Origin of the sequence: Veillonella sp. ZSJB6 (assembly GCF_051549505.1) — a bacterium.
In the GTDB taxonomy this organism is placed as follows: Bacteria; Bacillota; Negativicutes; order Veillonellales; family Veillonellaceae; genus Veillonella.
The window spans coordinates 73,814-90,974 of record NZ_JBPUGE010000002.1 but is presented as its reverse complement, the minus strand read 5'-3'; the positions used below and the strand labels follow the sequence as shown (position 1 = coordinate 90,974).

Genomic DNA, 17,161 nt, shown 5'->3' with positions numbered 1-17,161 from the left:
AAAACCATTGACACTATATGTGTAAATTGATATTATTATAGGGCAGTCAGGACAGACTTAAATTGTTCTTGACGACAGATTGATGATTATGTTATATTAATTATCGGTTCTGTATGCGGGAATAGCTCAGCGGTAGAGCACCGCCTTGCCAAGGCGGGGGTCGCGAGTTCGAATCTCGTTTCCCGCTCCATACATTCCTCGATAGCTCAGTTGGTAGAGCAATCGGCTGTTAACCGATCGGTCGTAGGTTCGAGTCCTACTCGAGGAGCCATTTATGACTCACTAGCTCAGTTGGCAGAGCACCTGACTTTTAATCAGGGTGTCCCGCGTTCGAGTCGCGGGTGAGTCACCATTCTGGCCCGTTGGTCAAGCGGTTAAGACACCGCCCTTTCACGGCGGTATCCCGGGTTCGATTCCCGGACGGGTCACCACATGGACGATTAGCTCAGCTGGGAGAGCGCCTGCCTTACAAGCAGGATGTCGGCAGTTCGATCCTGTCATCGTCCACCACATGCGGGAATAGCTCAGCGGTAGAGCACCGCCTTGCCAAGGCGGGGGTCGCGAGTTCGAATCTCGTTTCCCGCTCCATTAATGTTCCTCGATAGCTCAGTTGGTAGAGCAATCGGCTGTTAACCGATCGGTCGTAGGTTCGAGTCCTACTCGAGGAGCCAATTTCATATGGCCCGTTGGTCAAGCGGTTAAGACACCGCCCTTTCACGGCGGTATCCCGGGTTCGATTCCCGGACGGGTCACCACATGGACGATTAGCTCAGCTGGGAGAGCGCCTGCCTTACAAGCAGGATGTCGGCAGTTCGATCCTGTCATCGTCCACCAACGTAAGCGGTTATCTTCGGATGACCGCTTTTTTGTTATAGAAATAAAAAGTAAGAGTACAACTGTAGTAGTTGTACTCTTTGCACTTTATGTACTTTATGTACTTTATATAGTAGTTGTTGTTCTTTATGTAGCAGTTGGATTCTTAGTATTTAACGCGGCGCGTACATGATAATATAGACACCTACAAGACATACGAGACCGCCGATGATATCATATGTGTCTGGTCGTAAACCATCGATGAGCCAACCCCATAGGATGGAGAGGGCGATAAATACGCCACCGTAGGCTGCGTAAACTTTACCGAAGCTTGCTTCCGGTTGGAACGTAGGGATGATGCCGTATAAAAATAGGATGATGGCACCGGCCAGTAAATAGACAGGACTTTTATCGTCACGCATATAGAGCCATACTAAATAACCGCCACCAATTTCGGCTAAGCCGGCCAAGATAAAGAAGAAAATAGATAAAAGCATAATTACCTCGCTATATTAATTGAAATCTATTCTCTATTTTACAACTTGTGATAGTAGAGAGCAATTATTTTTAACATAATAAAAACCTCGTACACCTAAAGGTATACGAGGTTATGTTCGTTCTTATAAACGTGCTGGTGATTCGCTTTGTACATAGTCCATAAAGGTATGCATTGTTTCGGATTTAGAGTTATTCTTCTTGAATGCGAAGCACACTTGTAGTTTAAATGGTTTTTCTAAAGGTATGAAGCCATCATTGATATTTAAAGAATTTAAGATTTGGCGTGCTACGATGCAGCCAGATTTATTTTTTTTGCAGTAGTCGATCATTGTATATGGGTTGGATAAACGGCTGCCTCTAATATGTAGGTTTTGTTGGCCGTTACCCACATAGTTTTTCAATGTGCGATACATAAAGTACTTAGGTGGATACATAAGCAACGGTTGTTGCTGAATTGCTTTCAAACTAGCAACTTCCATACCATCGATAATGTTTGGAGCATAGTATACGAATTCGTCCTCCCGAAGGGCTGTAGATTCATAGGCTGACATATCTTTGTTGTTTGGTAAGTAGAGGAGAGCGATGTCAATACGATTTTCGCGTAAGTCGAGCATCAATTCTTCTTCTTCCATGTCGTAAATGCTAACTGAAAACTCAGGATGGTTTTGGAAGAAGTGAGATACATAGCCATTAAGACGGATATCACCTAAACTACGCAAGACACCAATATTTAAGATCGGACGCTCTACCTTGCTGGCTAAACGAATCGATTGGATAGCGCGTTCCAATGTGTCAAGAACTTGCTCTGCTTCTGGTAGGAATAATTCGCCTTCAGGCGTTAAACGGCTACCTCTTGTGGAGCGTGATATTAATTTCACACCAACTAGACGCTCTAATTTTTTCATTTGAGCGCTGAAAGCTGATTGTGTAATATTCATAGATTGTGCAGCTAATGTAAAGCTTCCTGTTTTATTATAGGTAATAAAACTTTGTAGCTCTTGCATTGTAGGTAACTCTTTCATAGTATTCCCCCAATATTGACATAAAACTCCAATGATACCTATTACCTTTCTTACTCATATTGTAGCATACTATAATTGTTTTTTCATCTAAATCTATAAAATATGATGAAGCATGCACAATCGATATAGTGAGCAATATTATCGTAAAAAATCGTGATAAATAAATGCGATTATGCACTTATTTCAATGACTTTCACAATTATCAATAATTGACATAAGTAAATGAAAATGATATTATACATGAGTACCTTTATGTGTAGGTACAAGTTTATATTAATCTTATGAGGTGATAATCACATGGCAACGAGAAGAGAGGCTCGATTCAAACTTTGTCGTCGCTTTGGTGTGAACGTATTCGGTCACGCAAAAGCCTTGAATCGCGTCAAAAAAGACCAACGTCAGAAAAAAATGTCTGAGTATGGCACACAATTATTAGAAAAACAAAAAGTTAAAGCTTACTACAACTTGCTAGAACGCCAGTTCGTACGCTATTATGATAAAGCGAAAAAAATGCAAGGTGTTACAGGTCAAAACATGTTGATTCTTTTGGAACAACGTCTTGATAACCTTGTATATCGCATCGGCTTCGGTAACTCCATTCGTCAAGCTCGTCAAATGGTAAACCATGGCCACATCTTGGTAAACGGTCGTCGCGTAGACATTCCTTCCTTCTCCTGTAAACCAGGCGATGTAATCGAATTGCGCGAAGCATCTCGTGACAACGAAATGTTCAAAATTAACTTCCAAGAACTTCGTTCTTTCGAACTTCCTTACATTGAAAAAGACTTGGAAGGCTTCAAAGCTACATTCACTCGTCTTCCTCAACGTGAAGAACTTCCTATCGAAGTTAACGAAACACTTATCGTCGAATTGTACTCCAAATAATTTGGCGCTTATGGGAAAACCACTCAGAATTGGGTGGTTTTTTCTTTATGACATGTCACTGTTAAAGGGCTATAACAGTGTAAAAAACAATTGACATAGAACACCAAAATCTGTATACTATTTTGAGTAAGCTTTAGTCGTGTTTCCATTAGCCCCGGAAGCAAAGGACAAGCTGATTTTGGTAGAATTATGACGTTATTAGGAGGATATGCAGCATGAAAACTACATTTATGGCCAATCCGAACACAATCGAACGGAAATGGTATGTTGTTGACGCTGAAGGTAAAACTTTAGGACGCCTTGCTGCCGAAGTTGCAAAAGTTCTTCGGGGCAAAAATAAACCAACTTTCACACCACACGTAGACACTGGTGACCATGTGATCGTTGTAAACGCAGAAAAAATTCGCGTAACTGGTAAAAAATTGGAACAAAAGGAATACTTCCGTCACTCTGGTTACCCAGGTGGTTCCCGTTTCACTAAATTGTCCATGATGCTTGAAAAACAACCTGAACGTGTTGTTGAAATGGCAGTTCGTGGTATGCTTCCAAAAAATAAATTGGGTGCACAACAATACCGTAAATTAAACGTATACGCTGGTCCTGAGCATCCACATGCAGCTCAAAAACCAGAAGTATTAGAAATTTCCGTACGATAATCTAGAGGGAGGAACATATAATGGCAGTAGCACAATATTACGGCACTGGTCGTAGAAAATCTTCCGTTGCTAGAGTTCGTCTGGTACCGGGCACAGGTAAAATCACTGTTAACAAACGTGAACTTAATGAATATTTCGGTCGCCAAACTTTGGAATTGATCGTAAAACAACCTTTGAACTTGACTAACACAGTTGAACAATACGATGTAATCGCAACTGTAGCTGGTGGCGGTCCTTCCGGTCAAGCTGGTGCAATTCGTCACGGTATCTCCCGTGCGTTATTGGACGTAGATGGCGAACTTCGTCAATCTTTGAAAAAAGCTGGCTTCTTGACTCGTGACCCACGTATGAAAGAACGTAAAAAATACGGTCTTAAAAAAGCCCGCAAAGCAAGCCAATTCTCCAAACGTTAATATTTGGAAAACAGGTTATTACACCTGCAGACAATGTCTGCAGGTGTTTTTTTATACTATGATTAATATAATATTGTCGTTAGAGTGGAAAATTATTTTTACGTTTACATCTATATTTAATTCCCCTATAATAGAGATATATCATCGAATTTTTTCGAATATAGATTTTCATATAGGAGAACTCATATGATTTATAATACAATTCAGTACGTAGTAGATAATGGTATCGGTACGTTGACATTTAATCGGCCTACAGTGGCGAATGGTTTTAATATCGAGATGTGCAAGGAAATCCTTGAGGTTTTAGATAACGCACATAATGATGAAAGTGTTCGTGCTTTGCTCATCAATGCTGAAGGTAAGGTATTCTCTGCTGGTGGCGATTTAACAGAAATGGAACGGGCTGTAAATGATGGTGATACAGAGTCTTTATTTGAAATTGTTGAACTAGTAGCTCAAATTTCTATGGCTATGAAACGCTTACCTAAACCTGTTATCATGAGCCTTCAAGGTGCTGCAGCAGGTGCGGCGTTCAACATGGCGTTAGCAGCAGACTTTGTGGTAGCGGCTAACAATGTACGCTTTATCCAAGCTTTCGTAAACGTAGGTCTTGCTCCAGATGCAGGTGGTTTGTTCTTGTTGACTCGATCCATTGGCATGAACCGTGCTATGCATATCGTTATGACTGGTGAAGCCGTATCTGCTGAAAAAGGTAAAGAACTTGGCTTTGTATATAAAGTTTGTGAATTAGAAGATTTAGAAACTGCTACAAGACGTCTTGTAGAGAAGTTAGCTAAAGGTCCTGCACAATCTTACCGCGTTATGAAAGAAATGATGTGGAATAGCTTCTTATCTGGCTGGGAAGAGTACAAGAAGTTTGAAGTAGAAAATCAATGCTCCTTAGGTCTTTCTGAAGACTTTAAGGAAGGTGTACGAGCTTTCACAGAACGCCGTCGCCCTAAATTTGGTCAAAAATAATAATTATTCTCTTGTAATTCTTTGGAATATCATGTATTTTATAAGCAGTTACTAATATAATTCGAACCGATGTGGCTCTATATATTGAGTTACATCGGTTTTTGCTTTCATAAAAAAGCAAAAGTGTATATAATAGTACTATTATAATAGTTTTAGGAGGTCATTATTACATGGCTCAAGATACAATTAAATGTTATGACGGTCCTAGTGATGTAGTCCAAGCCTTGGCGGAGGATTTTATTGATTTTACTAATGATGAAATTAGCCGTACTGAAACGTGCATCGTTGGTATTACTGGGGGTACTGTTATAAATGGTTTGTTAGAATTACTTAACTCTCCTGAATATATTGAGCGCCTTAATTGGGAACGGATATTCTTCTTGTGGACTGATGAGCGTTTCTTACCACAAGCGCATGAGGATAATTACTTTAATCGCGTAAAACCTCATTTGCTATGCAAGGCAAAGGGAGCTGCTCATTTCTTGCCCATTAATACGGATTCTAAAACCGTACATGAAGCGGCTGAAGAATATGAAAAAGAGGTTCGCAATGTCCTAAAGGCATGTAAAAAATCTGGTCTTGATTTAGCGTTGCTTGATTTAGGCGAGGATGGTCATACGGCAGGATTATTTGCAGGCTCTCACGCACTGCGTGTAGCTGATCAAGATGTAGTGGCCGTTGAAGATGGCAAGGTATGGGAACGCATTTCTATGACATTTTCTTTCCTAGCAAAATCTGATGCTGTCTGGTTTACTGTGACTGGTGAAAGCAAGCGAACTGCATTGACAAAGGTATTGTACCAACGCGAAGATTACGAGGATTTAACGTGGGAAAAACGCATTGGTCGTACATTGCCTGGTGCTGTGCTTTCACAAGAAGCTGTGACCTGGTATGTGGACAAGGCTGCCTATAATGATGTACACTAAAAGATGTAAGTTTTAGTAAATATAAAGGAGATACATATGGGATCTATAGGAACACCTGAATTAATAGTTATATTAGTGATCGCTTTAGTTATCTTCGGACCTGGTAAGTTGCCTGAAGTAGGTAAAGCTATTGGTAAGGGCATCAATGAATTTAAAGATGCTATTTCCGGCCCTAAAAAAGCTGTTGATGAAACGAAAGAAGCCGTTAAAAAGGCGACTACTATCGACGTAACAGCAGGGGCTAAAAACGACGATAAACATAAAGAATCTAATGATTAATAGGAGGTATCACTATGTGTAAAGATTGTGGTTGCGGTGAAGATAATGGCGTTGTAACAAAGGTATTTACTGTACCTGGTATGATGTGCAATAACTGTAAAGAAACGGTTGAAGGTGCATCCCTTGGTTTACCTGGTGTTTTGAGCGCAGAGGTAAATTTGCCAGAGAAAACAGCGACTGTTTCTTTTGATCCAGAAAAAGCATCTGTTGAAGTTATTACAAAAGCTATTGAACGTACAGGCTTTGAAGTAGAAAGCGTTGCAGATGGTGTACAAGAACATAGTCATGGTTTACTAGGAACATTGAAACGTTTCTTCAAATAATCGAACCCATAGGGCTGTATTGAAACACTGTTTCGATGCAGCCTTTTTTCATAAAGAGGTAATAAAATGATACGCAAGTTTGATGCTAAAAATTTCAAGTGGGATGGCGTCGATACCTTGGTATATAAACAAGATGGTAGCCCTTTTAAAGATGTAACACGTCAAGTTTTATACGATGGGGCCTTTGATATTCCATGCCAATTCCGCTATTTTGAATGCTTGCCAGGTGGGTATTCTACGCTTGAATATCATGAACATACACATATGGTTATGATATTCCGCGGGAAGGGTCAAGTCTTATTAGGCAATGAAATCCATGATGTAGAAGCTGGTGATTTTATTGAAATTCCAGGTAAAACGATACATCAATTCCGGGCTAATAAAGGAGATTATATCGGGTTCCTCTGCTTGGTTAACCAAGATCGGGACAAGGTTAAATTATTATCCCCTGAAGAGATGGATACATTGCGCTCTAATCCGAAGATTAAAGAGTTTTTGGAAAGCTGTTAGTTCATATGGCGGTTATGTGTGATGACCGCCATATAGTTTTTTATAATCAACAGTAACTATTGATATGTATAGTTTAATAGGGAGGTTCTATGAATACCTTTACACGCGCCGCACTGACGGTACTGGTAGGACTTGTAATCTGGTTCTTGCCTCATACGGAGGCAATTAAGCCGGAAGGTTGGCATTTATTAGCTATCTTCACGGCTACTATTGTGGGCTTTATTTTAAGACCGTGGCCAACAGGCATTATGGCACTCTTTGGTATTGTTGCTGCCGTAGCAACAAATTCTATTACCATGGTACAAGCATTAGGTGGTTATGCTGAGGCTAATGTATGGCTTATCGTGGCAGCCGTATTCTTTTCTAGAGGTATTATTAACTCTGGTCTCGGTAAGCGTATCGCGTATACCTTGATTCGTGCGTTTGGTACTAGTTCCTTAAAGTTAGCCTATGCATTGGCTTGTACGGATCTTATTATTTCTCCTGCCACACCATCTAATACGGCGCGTGGGGGCGGTATTATTTTCCCAATCGTACAAAACATTTCCTTAGCTTTTGACTCTGAACCGAATGGTAGTACAGCACGTCGCATAGGGGCGTACTTGATGACTACGGCTCATACGATAAACACTATAACCGTAACCATTTTCTTAACTGCTTGTAGTGGTAACTTATTGATTACATCATTAGGGGCAAAATTATTTGGCTATGATATTTCTTGGTGGGAATGGTTCCAAGCTGGTGTGATCCCTGGTGTGATTTGTATGATTTTGATGCCTTGGTTTATTTACAAAATCTATCCACCAGAAATTAAAGAAACTCCACAAGCTGCTGAAATGGCTCAAAAAGAGTTAGACGCTCTTGGGCCAATTACAAAGGCTGAAATTTCTGTGGCTATCATCTTTATACTTTGTATCTTACTTTGGGCTACAGCGATTTGGACGAAGTTACATCCTACAGTAGTTGCTATGATGGGCGTTCTTGCTTGTGTAGTAACTGGATCCCTTACCTGGGAAGATATTCTCGGTGAACGCACTGGTTGGGATATCCTTATCTGGATGGGTACACTTGTAGGTATGGCTGGTTTACTTGGTAAATTAGGTGTTGTAGCTGTATTTGCAGATTTTGTAAGTCAACATCTTGTAGGTATTGATTGGTTCTGGGCATCCTTTATTATCTCTGCAACCTTTGTATACTCTCAATATTTCTTTGCCAGTGGTACAGCGCGTATTACAGCGTTGTTCTCCGCTTTTGCAGCAATCTTGGTGGCAATGGGTGCACCAATTCCGTTTACCATCTTGCTCTTTGGTTTGATGAATAGCCCTGGCTGTACATTAACGCATTATAGCTCTGGTGTAACGCCAATCTTCTTCGGTGCAGGCTATGTACCGCAAGGAACATGGTGGCGTGTAGGTCTTGCTATTTCTGTAGTAAGCTTCCTTATTCACTTCTGGGGCGGTACCCTCGGCATGTGGTTATTTGGAATCTTATAATATAAAAATCCCTCGCTTCGGTGAGGGATTTTTTGTTTTGAGCTGAGCTGTATATAGGTTGGTTATCTATTTATTTTGTATAAGCGTTATATAGATATTGTATCTAATAGTATTTGCTATAGTTTTTATATATGGTAAACTTTAAAAATTTATATAATAAATCTATAGAATATTTATTGCATGTAGAAATATAAAGTGTTATTATTATTTTATGATTACAGATTACTTTAGGAGGAAACATGTTGGGTTTAGTCATTAGCTTGTTGATTATCGCGCTCGTCGTGATTATTAAAGACATTCGAATTATGAACAACAACTTAACACGTTTTTGTCTTAACGGTTCCACGAATGGTTTAATATACAATCAATAAGATTTGACTATATGGTTTGTTTCTTATGTGTATTTATTCCAAGGGGTACATAGGATTGTTTATGTATATCGGAATTCTGTAAACAAAAGGAATATCATTTGTAAACTTTTAAGACGATTCATAAGAATCGTCTTTTTTTATTAAGTTGAAAAGCGTCCAAGTGGATGCTTTCAAGAAAAGTGAGGAGATTAACATGAGTTGTAGAAGTGACAATTTAAAAACAGGCGTAGCACGTGCACCACATAGATCTTTGCTAAAAGCTCTTGGTTTCGTTGATGAAGAAATGGGTAGACCAGTCATTGGTATTGCGAACTCTTTCAACGAAATTATCCCTGGTCACGTGGGCTTGAAAAATATTGTACAAGCCGTAAAAGACGGCATTCGCAACGCAGGTGGTGTGCCAATCGAGTTCAATACAATCGGTATTTGCGACGGTTTGGCTATGAACCACATCGGTATGAAATACTCCTTGGTAACACGTAATATCATTGCTGACTCCATCGAAGCAACAGCTATGGCAACACCTTTTGATGCTATGGTATTCATTCCAAACTGCGATAAAGTAGTACCTGGTATGTTGATTGCTGCGGCTCGTCTTAACATTCCATCTGTATTCGTATCTGGTGGCGCTATGCTTGCTGGCGTACATAATGGCAAAAAAATTGGTTTGTCTGACGTATTCGAAGCAGTAGGTAAACATCAAACTGGTGAAATGGGTGATGCTGAGTTAGCTGAAATCGAAAATACAGCATGTCCTACATGTGGTTCTTGCTCTGGTATGTATACAGCTAATACAATGAACTGCTTAACTGAAGCTCTTGGTATGGGCCTTCCTGGCAATGGTACAATTCCTGCTGTATACTCTGAACGTTTACGTCTTGCTAAATTAGCAGGTATGCAAGCTGTAGAGGTATTGAAAGCAAATCTTCGCCCTAAAGATATTATGACTCGCGAAGCTTTTGAAAATGCAGTAGCTCTAGATATGGCGTTGGGTGGCTCCTCTAATACAGCACTTCATTTGCCAGCTATCGCTCACGAAGCAGGTGTTCCATTGTCTTTAGATGACTTTGATCGTATTGCACAAAATACACCTCAATTGTCTAAACTTTCTCCATCTGGTAAATACTTCATTGAAGACTTGTATGCTGCAGGTGGTGTATCTGCGGTATTGAAACGCTTAGCAGAAAATGGTCGTTTGCATACAGATTGCAAAACTGTAGCTCTTAAAACACAAGGTGAAATTGCAGAGGCTACTCATGTTGTGGATGAAGATGTTATCCATCCATGGAATAATCCAGTTCATGAAACAGGCGGTATCGCAGTCCTAAAAGGTAACCTTGCAGTAGATGGTTCCGTTGTAAAAGCAGGTGCCGTAGATGATGATATGCTCGTTCACTCTGGCCCAGCAAAGGTATTCAACAGCGAAGAAGAAGCTGTTGAAGCTATTACAGGCGGTAAAATCGTTAAAGGCGATGTTGTCGTTATCCGTTATGAAGGTCCTAAAGGTGGCCCTGGCATGCGTGAAATGTTGACACCAACATCCATGATTGCAGGTATGGGTCTTGATAAAGATGTAGCATTGTTGACTGACGGTCGTTTCTCTGGTGCTACACGTGGTGCATCTATTGGTCACGTATCTCCAGAAGCAGCTGCTGGTGGTACAATCGCGGTTGTTGAAGATGGCGATATCATCAACATCGATATTCCAAACGGCAAATTGGAATTGGCTGTTTCTGATGAAGAAATCGCTCGTCGTAAAGCAGCATTGAAACCATTCAAATCCAATGTAACTGGATACCTTAAAAAATACGCTCTTCACGTATCCTCTGCAGCACAAGGTGCTATTGAAGTGTTGGAAGACTAATATTAGACTTTAATTTAATACTATCTAGAGGAGATGGTGACCATGCATAAGTTGTATGATTTTATGGAGGCTCGCGAGAGACTTAGCACAATCACTGTGAAAACAAAATTGCTTCACAGCGATGTGTTCTCCGATGAATCTGGCAATGATGTATATATCAAGCCAGAAAACTTACAAATAACAGGTTCCTTTAAGGTTCGTGGTGCGTATAATAAAATCGCAAAATTAACAGAAGAAGAAAAGGCGCGCGGCGTTATCGCCGCGTCTGCCGGCAACCATGCACAAGGTGTGGCTCTTGCGGCAAAACGCCTAGGCATTAAAGCGACTATCGTTATGCCAAAACATACGCCTCTTATCAAGGTGAATGCGACGAAACAATATGGTGCTGAAGTCGTATTATCTGGTGAGATTTATGATGAAGCTTACCAAAAAGCGATGGAGCTCCAACAAGAACACGGTTATGTGTTCGTTCATCCTTTCGATGATGAAGATGTAATTGAAGGGCAAGGTACAATTGCGTTAGAGGTTCTTGAAGAATTGCCTGATGCAGATGTATTGTTAGTTCCTGTAGGTGGCGGCGGTATTGTTTCTGGTATCGCAGCTGCTGCCAAATTAAAAAATCCTAGCATCAAGATTATTGGTGTAGAACCGGAAGGTGCTGCTAGTGCCATCGCTGCATTAAAAGCTGATCATCCTGTACCACTTAATGAAGTGGCTACCATTGCAGATGGTACTGCTGTGCGTCAAATCGGCGAAACTACATTAGAATATATCAAAAAATACGTAGATGAAATTGTTACTGTTTCAGACTATGAATTGATGGAAGCATTCTTATTGCTTGTAGAAAAACATAAGCTAGTTGCAGAAAACTCTGGTATTTTACCACTAGCAGGTCTAAAAAAATTAGAGTGCAAAGACAAAAAAGTGGTAGCTATTGTCAGTGGTGGTAATATCGACGTACTTACTATTTCCTCTATGATCAATAAAGGTCTCGTATTGCGTGGCCGTATCTTTACGTTCTCCGTTAACCTTCCTGATAAACCAGGTCAATTGGTTGCGGTATCTCAAATGCTTGCCGATGCGGATGCAAACGTTATTAAACTTGATCACAATCAGTTTAAAAACCTTGACCGCTTCCACGAAGTGGAATTGCAAGTTACTGTAGAAACAAATGGTGAAGAACACATCCAACACATTATTGATACTTTCAAAAATAATGGTTACATTATTAAACGATTAAATTCCAGCGAGATTTTATCTGAATAGCTGGTTGAAAGGGTTCCTATGAGCGCAGAAACAATCAATGGGGCACGCATTGTCCTTGAAACATTGCATCGCCTTGGTGTAACTGACATGTTTGGTTATCCAGGTGGCGCGGTAATTCCAATTTACGATGAAATTTATAGCTTCCCTGAAATTAAACATTATTTTGTTCGTCATGAACAAGGTGCAGCACATGCAGCAGATGGTTATGCACGCGTATCCGGTAAAGTTGGTGTATGTCTTGCTACCTCTGGTCCTGGTGCAACAAACCTTGTAACAGGTATTATGACTGCGTATATGGATTCAGTACCTATGGTAGCCATTACTGGTCAGGTTGGTCGTGCATTTATTGGCAAAGACTCCTTCCAAGAAGCGGATATTCAAGGTATTACAATGCCAATTACAAAACATAACTACCTAGTTCAAGATATTCGCGACTTACCTCGCATCATTAAAGAAGCATATTTTATTGCTAGTACAGGTCGTCCAGGACCTGTTCTTATCGATATTCCAAAGGATATTCAAACAGAAAAAATATCCATGACAGAATACAATAAATTATATGAAGTACCTATCCATCTTGAAGGGTATGATCCAACCTATAAAGGTCATCAAGGGCAAATTAAGAAAGCGGCTACACTCATTAAAAATGCGAAACGTCCGCTCATCATTGCCGGTGCCGGTGTATTGAAATCTGGCGCTATGGATGAGTTAAAGGAATTGGCAGAAAAGGCTCAAATTCCTGTAACAAATACATTAGTTGGCCTTGGTGGTTTCCCAGGGAACCATGAGCTTGCTCTTGGTATGGTGGGTATGCATGGCTCTGTAGCGGCTAATAATAGTACAGAAGAAGCAGACCTTGTTATTGCAGCTGGTATTCGTTTCCACGACCGCATTACAGGCCATCCTGATTTCTTCTGTAAAAAAGCTAAAATCATTCATATCGATATCGACCCAGCAGAAATTGATAAGAACGTCACTATTAACGTACCAATCGTAGGTGATTTAAAGAGTGTCTTAACCGAATTGAATACACTGGTAGAGCCTACAACTCATGAACCGTGGATTGCTCAAATTCGCGAATGGCAAGCGGAATACCCTATGGTAATTCCTGAATCTAAAGATGGCGTATTACATCCACAATACGTCTTGTCTGAACTTAATAAGATTGCCAAAGAGGATGCAGTTATCGTAACTGACGTAGGTCAACATCAAATGTGGGCGGCTCAATTCTTAACTCATAAAAAACCGCATACCATCGTTACATCTGGTGGTGCAGGTACAATGGGCTATGGTTTGCCAGCTGCTATTGGGGCTCAAGTGGGGGCTCCCAATAAACAAGTCATCCTCGTTGTTGGTGATGGTGGCTTCCAAATGACCTTTGAAGAACTAATGATGGTTCGTCAATATAATTTACCAATTAAGATTGTTATCATCAATAATGGTTACCTTGGCATGGTTCGTCAATGGCAACAAATCTTTAATGACCGCCGTTATTCCTATGTAGATTTGGAAACGAGTCCAGACTTCTTGAAATTGGCAGATGCCTTTGATTTGAAAGCCGCTCGTATCGATAATGTAGAGGATTTCAATAAAGAATTTAAATCTTTCATTACATCTGATGAAAGTATCATCTTGGATTGCCGTGTAGCAAGAGAAGATAATGTATTGCCGATGATTCCAGCTGGCGGTACCGTAAGTGGTATGATGGGCAAGAAAGGGGTGCTATAATGGCGAGAGAACATCAAGTCTTAGTAATTGCAAAAAATACAGCAGGCATTGGTGCACGTATATTGGCGCTCTTTAACCGTCGTGGTTTTAATGTTACAAAGATGACATCTGGTATTACAAATACACCAGGCTACGCTCGTATTACCCTCACCGTTGAGGCAGATGATCGCATCTTAGACCAAATTCAAAAACAAATTTACAAGCTCATTGATGTGGTAAAGGTTAAAGTTTTTGAAGATCATGATGTGGTATGCCGTGAGTTAATGCTTATCAAGGTAAAAGCAACTGCTGCAACACGCTCTCAAATTGTACAAATTGCCGATGTATATCGTGGCAATGTGCTCGATATTTCTCCTACTTCTATGATTATTGAAGTAATTGGTAGCGTAGAAAAATTACGCGGTTTCATTCAAATTATGGAAACGTATGGGGTCCTTGAAATTGCCAAAACTGGCATTACCGCAATGAGCCGTGGAGAAAAGATTTAGGAGATGGTTGTGTGAGTAGTGAATTACTCCATTATGAAGACGTCAAGTTTCGTCGTGAAGGCCGCGAAATTTTAAAAGGCATTAATTGGCATGTTGAAGAAGGGGAGAATTGGGCCTTATTAGGTCTCAATGGGGCTGGTAAATCGACGATGCTCAGCATGATTCCAGCTTACCAAATTCCTACAACAGGACTATTACGCGTATTTGGTCATGAATTTGGTAAATATGCATGGCCTAAAATCAAGGCGCGATTAGGCTTTGTTAGTTCGGCGCTTGGACAATTCCAGTCCACCTTGGATAAACAAGTGGTAGAAGATGTTGTTATTTCTGGTGCTTTTAATAGTATTGGTATTTATCAACAGGTAGAGCCTGAAGTACGTGAACGAGGACTGCAATTATTGTCTGAGTTTGGTTTGTCCTATTTGGAAGGCCATAGATTTCATACACTATCTGCTGGTGAACAGCGCCGCGTATTATTAGCACGTGCTATTATGGCTAATCCAGATTTGCTCATTCTAGATGAGCCTTGCTCTGGCCTTGATTTGCCTGCTCGCGAGCAATTCTTAAGAACTGTTGAGAATATGGCACGAGAGGAGCATAAGCCTTTTATTTATGTATCTCATCAAATTGAAGAGATTATGCCCAGTATTACACATGTAGCTATTATTAAAGATGGCCTCATTGTATATAAAGGCAAGAAGCGAGACATCTTAACAGATGAAATTTTAAGCGACGTATTTGGTATTGATGTATCTGTAGTATGGGAAAAAAATCGCCCATGGATTATAGTTAAGTAAGAGCTAAAAATGGGATAATTCATTTTTTCTTAATACAAAAAGGGTACAAATTTAAGTTGTAGATTAGTCTATTTGACTATTCGATAAATTACGATATACACTACAAATCTTGCATTTATTTGTGAGATTGTGTACAGTATATATATTAAATATTCTATTGAATATATATTGGAGGTTGTCTAGTATGGCAGGTAAAATTTTAGGTACTACAGTTTATTATGATGCAGATTGTAATTTGAGCAAATTGGAAGGCAAAAAAATTACAGTTTTAGGTTACGGCTCCCAAGGTCATGCTCATGCATTGAACTTAAAAGAAAATGGTATGGACGTAACAATTGGTCTTCGTGGCGGTTCTTCTAGCTGGAAAGCTGCTGAAGAAGCTGGCCTTACAGTAAAAGAAACTGCAGAAGCAGTTAAAGGTGCTGACATCGTTATGGTATTGATTCCGGACGAATTACAAGCAGACGTATATGCACAAGATATTGCTCCTAACTTGAAACAAGGTGCATACTTGGCATTTGCTCACGGCTTCAACATTCACTTTGGTAAAATCGTACCTCGTGAAGACATCAACGTATTCATGGTAGCTCCTAAAGGCCCTGGTCATTTAGTACGTCGTACATACCAAGAAGGCTCCGGTGTTCCTTGCTTGTACGCTGTAGAAAAAGATCCATCTGGTGATACTGAAGAAGTTGCATTAGCATGGGCTTCTGGTATCGGTGGTGGCCGTTCCGGTATCTTGGAAACTAACTTCAAATCTGAAACTGAAACTGACCTCTTCGGTGAACAAGCTGTATTGTGCGGCGGTGTTACTGAATTGATCAAAACTGGTTTCGAAGTATTAACAGAAGCTGGTTATGAACCTGTAAACGCTTACTTCGAATGCTTGCATGAAATGAAATTGATCGTAGATCTTATCTACGAAGGTGGCTTCCAAAAAATGCGTCACTCCATTTCCAACACTGCTGAATATGGTGACTACCATGCAGGTCCTCGCGTAATTACTGCAGATACTAAAAAAGCTATGGAACAAATCTTGGCTGATATCCAATCTGGTAAATTCGCTGACGAATTCTTGGCTGATTCCAAAAATGGTCAAAAATTCCTTAAAGAACATCGTGAAGCAGCTGCTAACCATCCAATCGAACCAGTTGGTGCAGAACTTCGCAATTTGATGAGCTGGTTAAAATAAGAGATTACATTAGTAATTTCTTGATAAGCATAGGCTTACTGAAAGCGACCCCATTTGGGGTCGTTTTTTATTGAGTAATACTAGTACGTATGATATAGTTAACGTAGAGTCAGTGTAGTATATTTTGGTATAAGGAGAGATACTATGAGTTCTACAACTATTATTATCATCGTAGCGGTTGCAGTCATTTGGGCCATTTTGTTTGCCGTATTTATGAAGTTCAATAAAAAACGACAAGCCGGTGAACAACAATTTGTACAAGAGAATGCTAATAAAGCGATTCTTCATATTTATGGTAAATCTGTAAAGGTTGATGGTAAGGACCTTTCTACTATTGATCATAAAACTGGTCAATATGGTCAAGTCATTGTGGCAGTAACACCAGGAGAACATACCATTGAATCCGTATATTACACAACGGATAATGTGGGTACTAAAACAAAGAATATTGAAACACAGCCTGTTACCATCACAATTCCAGTACAAGCAGGTAATGAATATAATGCGGCTATGTATTTCTATTCCGCAGAACAACGTAAGGCCTATTATAAAGGTGACGTTGATGATGCTATTTTAGAAGTTGAACTAGAATTAGAATCTGGTTTTACAGCGAATACCCATGCTTATATCATCGTGTACCGTGAATGTAAATAAATTAG

At 40.1% G+C, this 17,161-nt stretch carries 18 protein-coding genes and 9 tRNA genes; 25 read left to right on the top strand and 2 right to left on the bottom strand.

Annotated elements, in window-relative coordinates:
• Positions 1 to 115: 115 nt before the first annotated feature.
• The 9 genes from ACSV5T_RS03020 (at position 116) to ACSV5T_RS02980 (ending at position 834) form a co-directional block, all read left to right on the top strand.
• Positions 116 to 190 (top strand) — tRNA-Gly (locus ACSV5T_RS03020).
• Between the two features lie 5 nt (positions 191 to 195).
• Positions 196 to 271, top strand: a tRNA-Asn gene (locus ACSV5T_RS03015).
• A 5-nt stretch (positions 272 to 276) separates the two neighbouring features.
• Positions 277 to 352: transfer RNA gene (locus tag ACSV5T_RS03010), tRNA-Lys, on the top strand.
• Between the two features lie 4 nt (positions 353 to 356).
• Positions 357 to 431, top strand: a tRNA-Glu gene (locus ACSV5T_RS03005).
• A 3-nt stretch (positions 432 to 434) separates the two neighbouring features.
• Positions 435 to 510: transfer RNA gene (locus ACSV5T_RS03000), tRNA-Val, on the top strand.
• A 3-nt stretch (positions 511 to 513) separates the two neighbouring features.
• A tRNA-Gly gene (locus ACSV5T_RS02995) sits at positions 514 to 588 on the top strand.
• A 7-nt stretch (positions 589 to 595) separates the two neighbouring features.
• Positions 596 to 671: transfer RNA gene (locus ACSV5T_RS02990), tRNA-Asn, on the top strand.
• 9 nt (positions 672 to 680) lie between these two features.
• Positions 681 to 755, top strand: a tRNA-Glu gene (locus ACSV5T_RS02985).
• A 3-nt stretch (positions 756 to 758) separates the two neighbouring features.
• Positions 759 to 834 (top strand) — tRNA-Val (locus ACSV5T_RS02980).
• Between the two features lie 152 nt (positions 835 to 986).
• Here ACSV5T_RS02980 and ACSV5T_RS02975 read toward each other — a convergent pair.
• Together ACSV5T_RS02975 and ACSV5T_RS02970 are read right to left on the bottom strand one after the other, a co-directional pair.
• Complete coding sequence (locus ACSV5T_RS02975; RefSeq protein ID WP_105089692.1) at positions 987 to 1,310, bottom strand: YnfA family protein; 324 nt, start codon at positions 1,308 to 1,310, stop codon at positions 987 to 989.
• 123 nt (positions 1,311 to 1,433) lie between these two features.
• Positions 1,434 to 2,333: a LysR family transcriptional regulator gene (locus tag ACSV5T_RS02970; RefSeq protein WP_105094174.1), complete on the bottom strand. Its 900-nt coding sequence runs from the start codon at positions 2,331 to 2,333 to the stop codon at positions 1,434 to 1,436.
• 297 nt (positions 2,334 to 2,630) lie between these two features.
• Between ACSV5T_RS02970 and rpsD the strand changes: the two genes are divergently transcribed.
• The 16 genes from rpsD to ACSV5T_RS02890 all read left to right on the top strand — a co-directional run bounded on the left by rpsD (position 2,631) and on the right by ACSV5T_RS02890 (position 17,156).
• A complete protein-coding gene (gene rpsD, locus ACSV5T_RS02965; RefSeq protein WP_303930950.1) occupies positions 2,631 to 3,218 on the top strand; it encodes a 30S ribosomal protein S4 in 588 nt (195 codons plus the stop codon).
• A 215-nt stretch (positions 3,219 to 3,433) separates the two neighbouring features.
• Positions 3,434 to 3,874: a 50S ribosomal protein L13 gene (gene rplM, locus ACSV5T_RS02960; protein ID WP_005381375.1), complete on the top strand. Its 441-nt coding sequence runs from the start codon at positions 3,434 to 3,436 to the stop codon at positions 3,872 to 3,874.
• A 20-nt stretch (positions 3,875 to 3,894) separates the two neighbouring features.
• The gene (rpsI, locus tag ACSV5T_RS02955) at positions 3,895 to 4,287 is read left to right on the top strand and encodes a 30S ribosomal protein S9 (protein ID WP_005377846.1); all 393 of its coding nucleotides are present in this window, start codon (positions 3,895 to 3,897) and stop codon (positions 4,285 to 4,287) included.
• A 186-nt stretch (positions 4,288 to 4,473) separates the two neighbouring features.
• The gene (fabM, locus tag ACSV5T_RS02950; RefSeq protein WP_024066640.1) at positions 4,474 to 5,265 is read left to right on the top strand and encodes a trans-2-decenoyl-ACP isomerase; all 792 of its coding nucleotides are present in this window, start codon (positions 4,474 to 4,476) and stop codon (positions 5,263 to 5,265) included.
• Between the two features lie 170 nt (positions 5,266 to 5,435).
• On the top strand, positions 5,436 to 6,191 hold the full coding sequence (gene pgl, locus ACSV5T_RS02945) for a 6-phosphogluconolactonase (protein ID WP_060923795.1): 756 nt from the start codon (positions 5,436 to 5,438) through the stop codon (positions 6,189 to 6,191).
• A gap of 36 nt (positions 6,192 to 6,227) precedes the next feature.
• Positions 6,228 to 6,470 (top strand): Sec-independent protein translocase subunit TatA/TatB, encoded by a 243-nt coding sequence (locus ACSV5T_RS02940; protein WP_024066642.1) that lies wholly within the window; start codon positions 6,228 to 6,230, stop codon positions 6,468 to 6,470.
• A gap of 14 nt (positions 6,471 to 6,484) precedes the next feature.
• Positions 6,485 to 6,793: a heavy-metal-associated domain-containing protein gene (locus ACSV5T_RS02935; RefSeq protein WP_105094171.1), complete on the top strand. Its 309-nt coding sequence runs from the start codon at positions 6,485 to 6,487 to the stop codon at positions 6,791 to 6,793.
• 66 nt (positions 6,794 to 6,859) lie between these two features.
• Positions 6,860 to 7,303, top strand: coding sequence for a cupin domain-containing protein (locus ACSV5T_RS02930; protein WP_438320286.1), 444 nt, complete (start codon positions 6,860 to 6,862; stop codon positions 7,301 to 7,303).
• A gap of 89 nt (positions 7,304 to 7,392) precedes the next feature.
• The gene (locus ACSV5T_RS02925) at positions 7,393 to 8,796 is read left to right on the top strand and encodes a DASS family sodium-coupled anion symporter (RefSeq protein WP_438320285.1); all 1,404 of its coding nucleotides are present in this window, start codon (positions 7,393 to 7,395) and stop codon (positions 8,794 to 8,796) included.
• A 564-nt stretch (positions 8,797 to 9,360) separates the two neighbouring features.
• Positions 9,361 to 11,031 carry a dihydroxy-acid dehydratase gene (ilvD, locus tag ACSV5T_RS02920; RefSeq protein WP_438320284.1) on the top strand — a complete coding sequence of 557 codons (1,671 nt, stop codon included), beginning with the start codon at positions 9,361 to 9,363 and terminating at the stop codon, positions 11,029 to 11,031.
• 42 nt (positions 11,032 to 11,073) lie between these two features.
• Positions 11,074 to 12,297, top strand: a complete 1,224-nt coding sequence (gene ilvA, locus ACSV5T_RS02915; RefSeq protein WP_438320283.1) for a threonine ammonia-lyase — start codon at positions 11,074 to 11,076, stop codon at positions 12,295 to 12,297.
• An 18-nt stretch (positions 12,298 to 12,315) separates the two neighbouring features.
• Positions 12,316 to 14,025: a biosynthetic-type acetolactate synthase large subunit gene (ilvB, locus tag ACSV5T_RS02910; protein WP_438320282.1), complete on the top strand. Its 1,710-nt coding sequence runs from the start codon at positions 12,316 to 12,318 to the stop codon at positions 14,023 to 14,025.
• The gene (gene ilvN, locus ACSV5T_RS02905) at positions 14,025 to 14,513 is read left to right on the top strand and encodes an acetolactate synthase small subunit (protein WP_024066649.1); all 489 of its coding nucleotides are present in this window, start codon (positions 14,025 to 14,027) and stop codon (positions 14,511 to 14,513) included. The genes ilvB and ilvN overlap by 1 nt, the downstream gene beginning before the upstream one ends.
• Positions 14,514 to 14,524: 11 nt before the next feature.
• Positions 14,525 to 15,310: an ABC transporter ATP-binding protein gene (locus ACSV5T_RS02900; RefSeq protein WP_005385564.1), complete on the top strand. Its 786-nt coding sequence runs from the start codon at positions 14,525 to 14,527 to the stop codon at positions 15,308 to 15,310.
• A 184-nt stretch (positions 15,311 to 15,494) separates the two neighbouring features.
• Positions 15,495 to 16,502: a ketol-acid reductoisomerase gene (gene ilvC / locus ACSV5T_RS02895; RefSeq protein WP_004695212.1), complete on the top strand. Its 1,008-nt coding sequence runs from the start codon at positions 15,495 to 15,497 to the stop codon at positions 16,500 to 16,502.
• Between the two features lie 144 nt (positions 16,503 to 16,646).
• Positions 16,647 to 17,156 carry a hypothetical protein gene (locus ACSV5T_RS02890; RefSeq protein WP_295793149.1) on the top strand — a complete coding sequence of 170 codons (510 nt, stop codon included), beginning with the start codon at positions 16,647 to 16,649 and terminating at the stop codon, positions 17,154 to 17,156.
• Positions 17,157 to 17,161 lie beyond the last annotated feature (5 nt).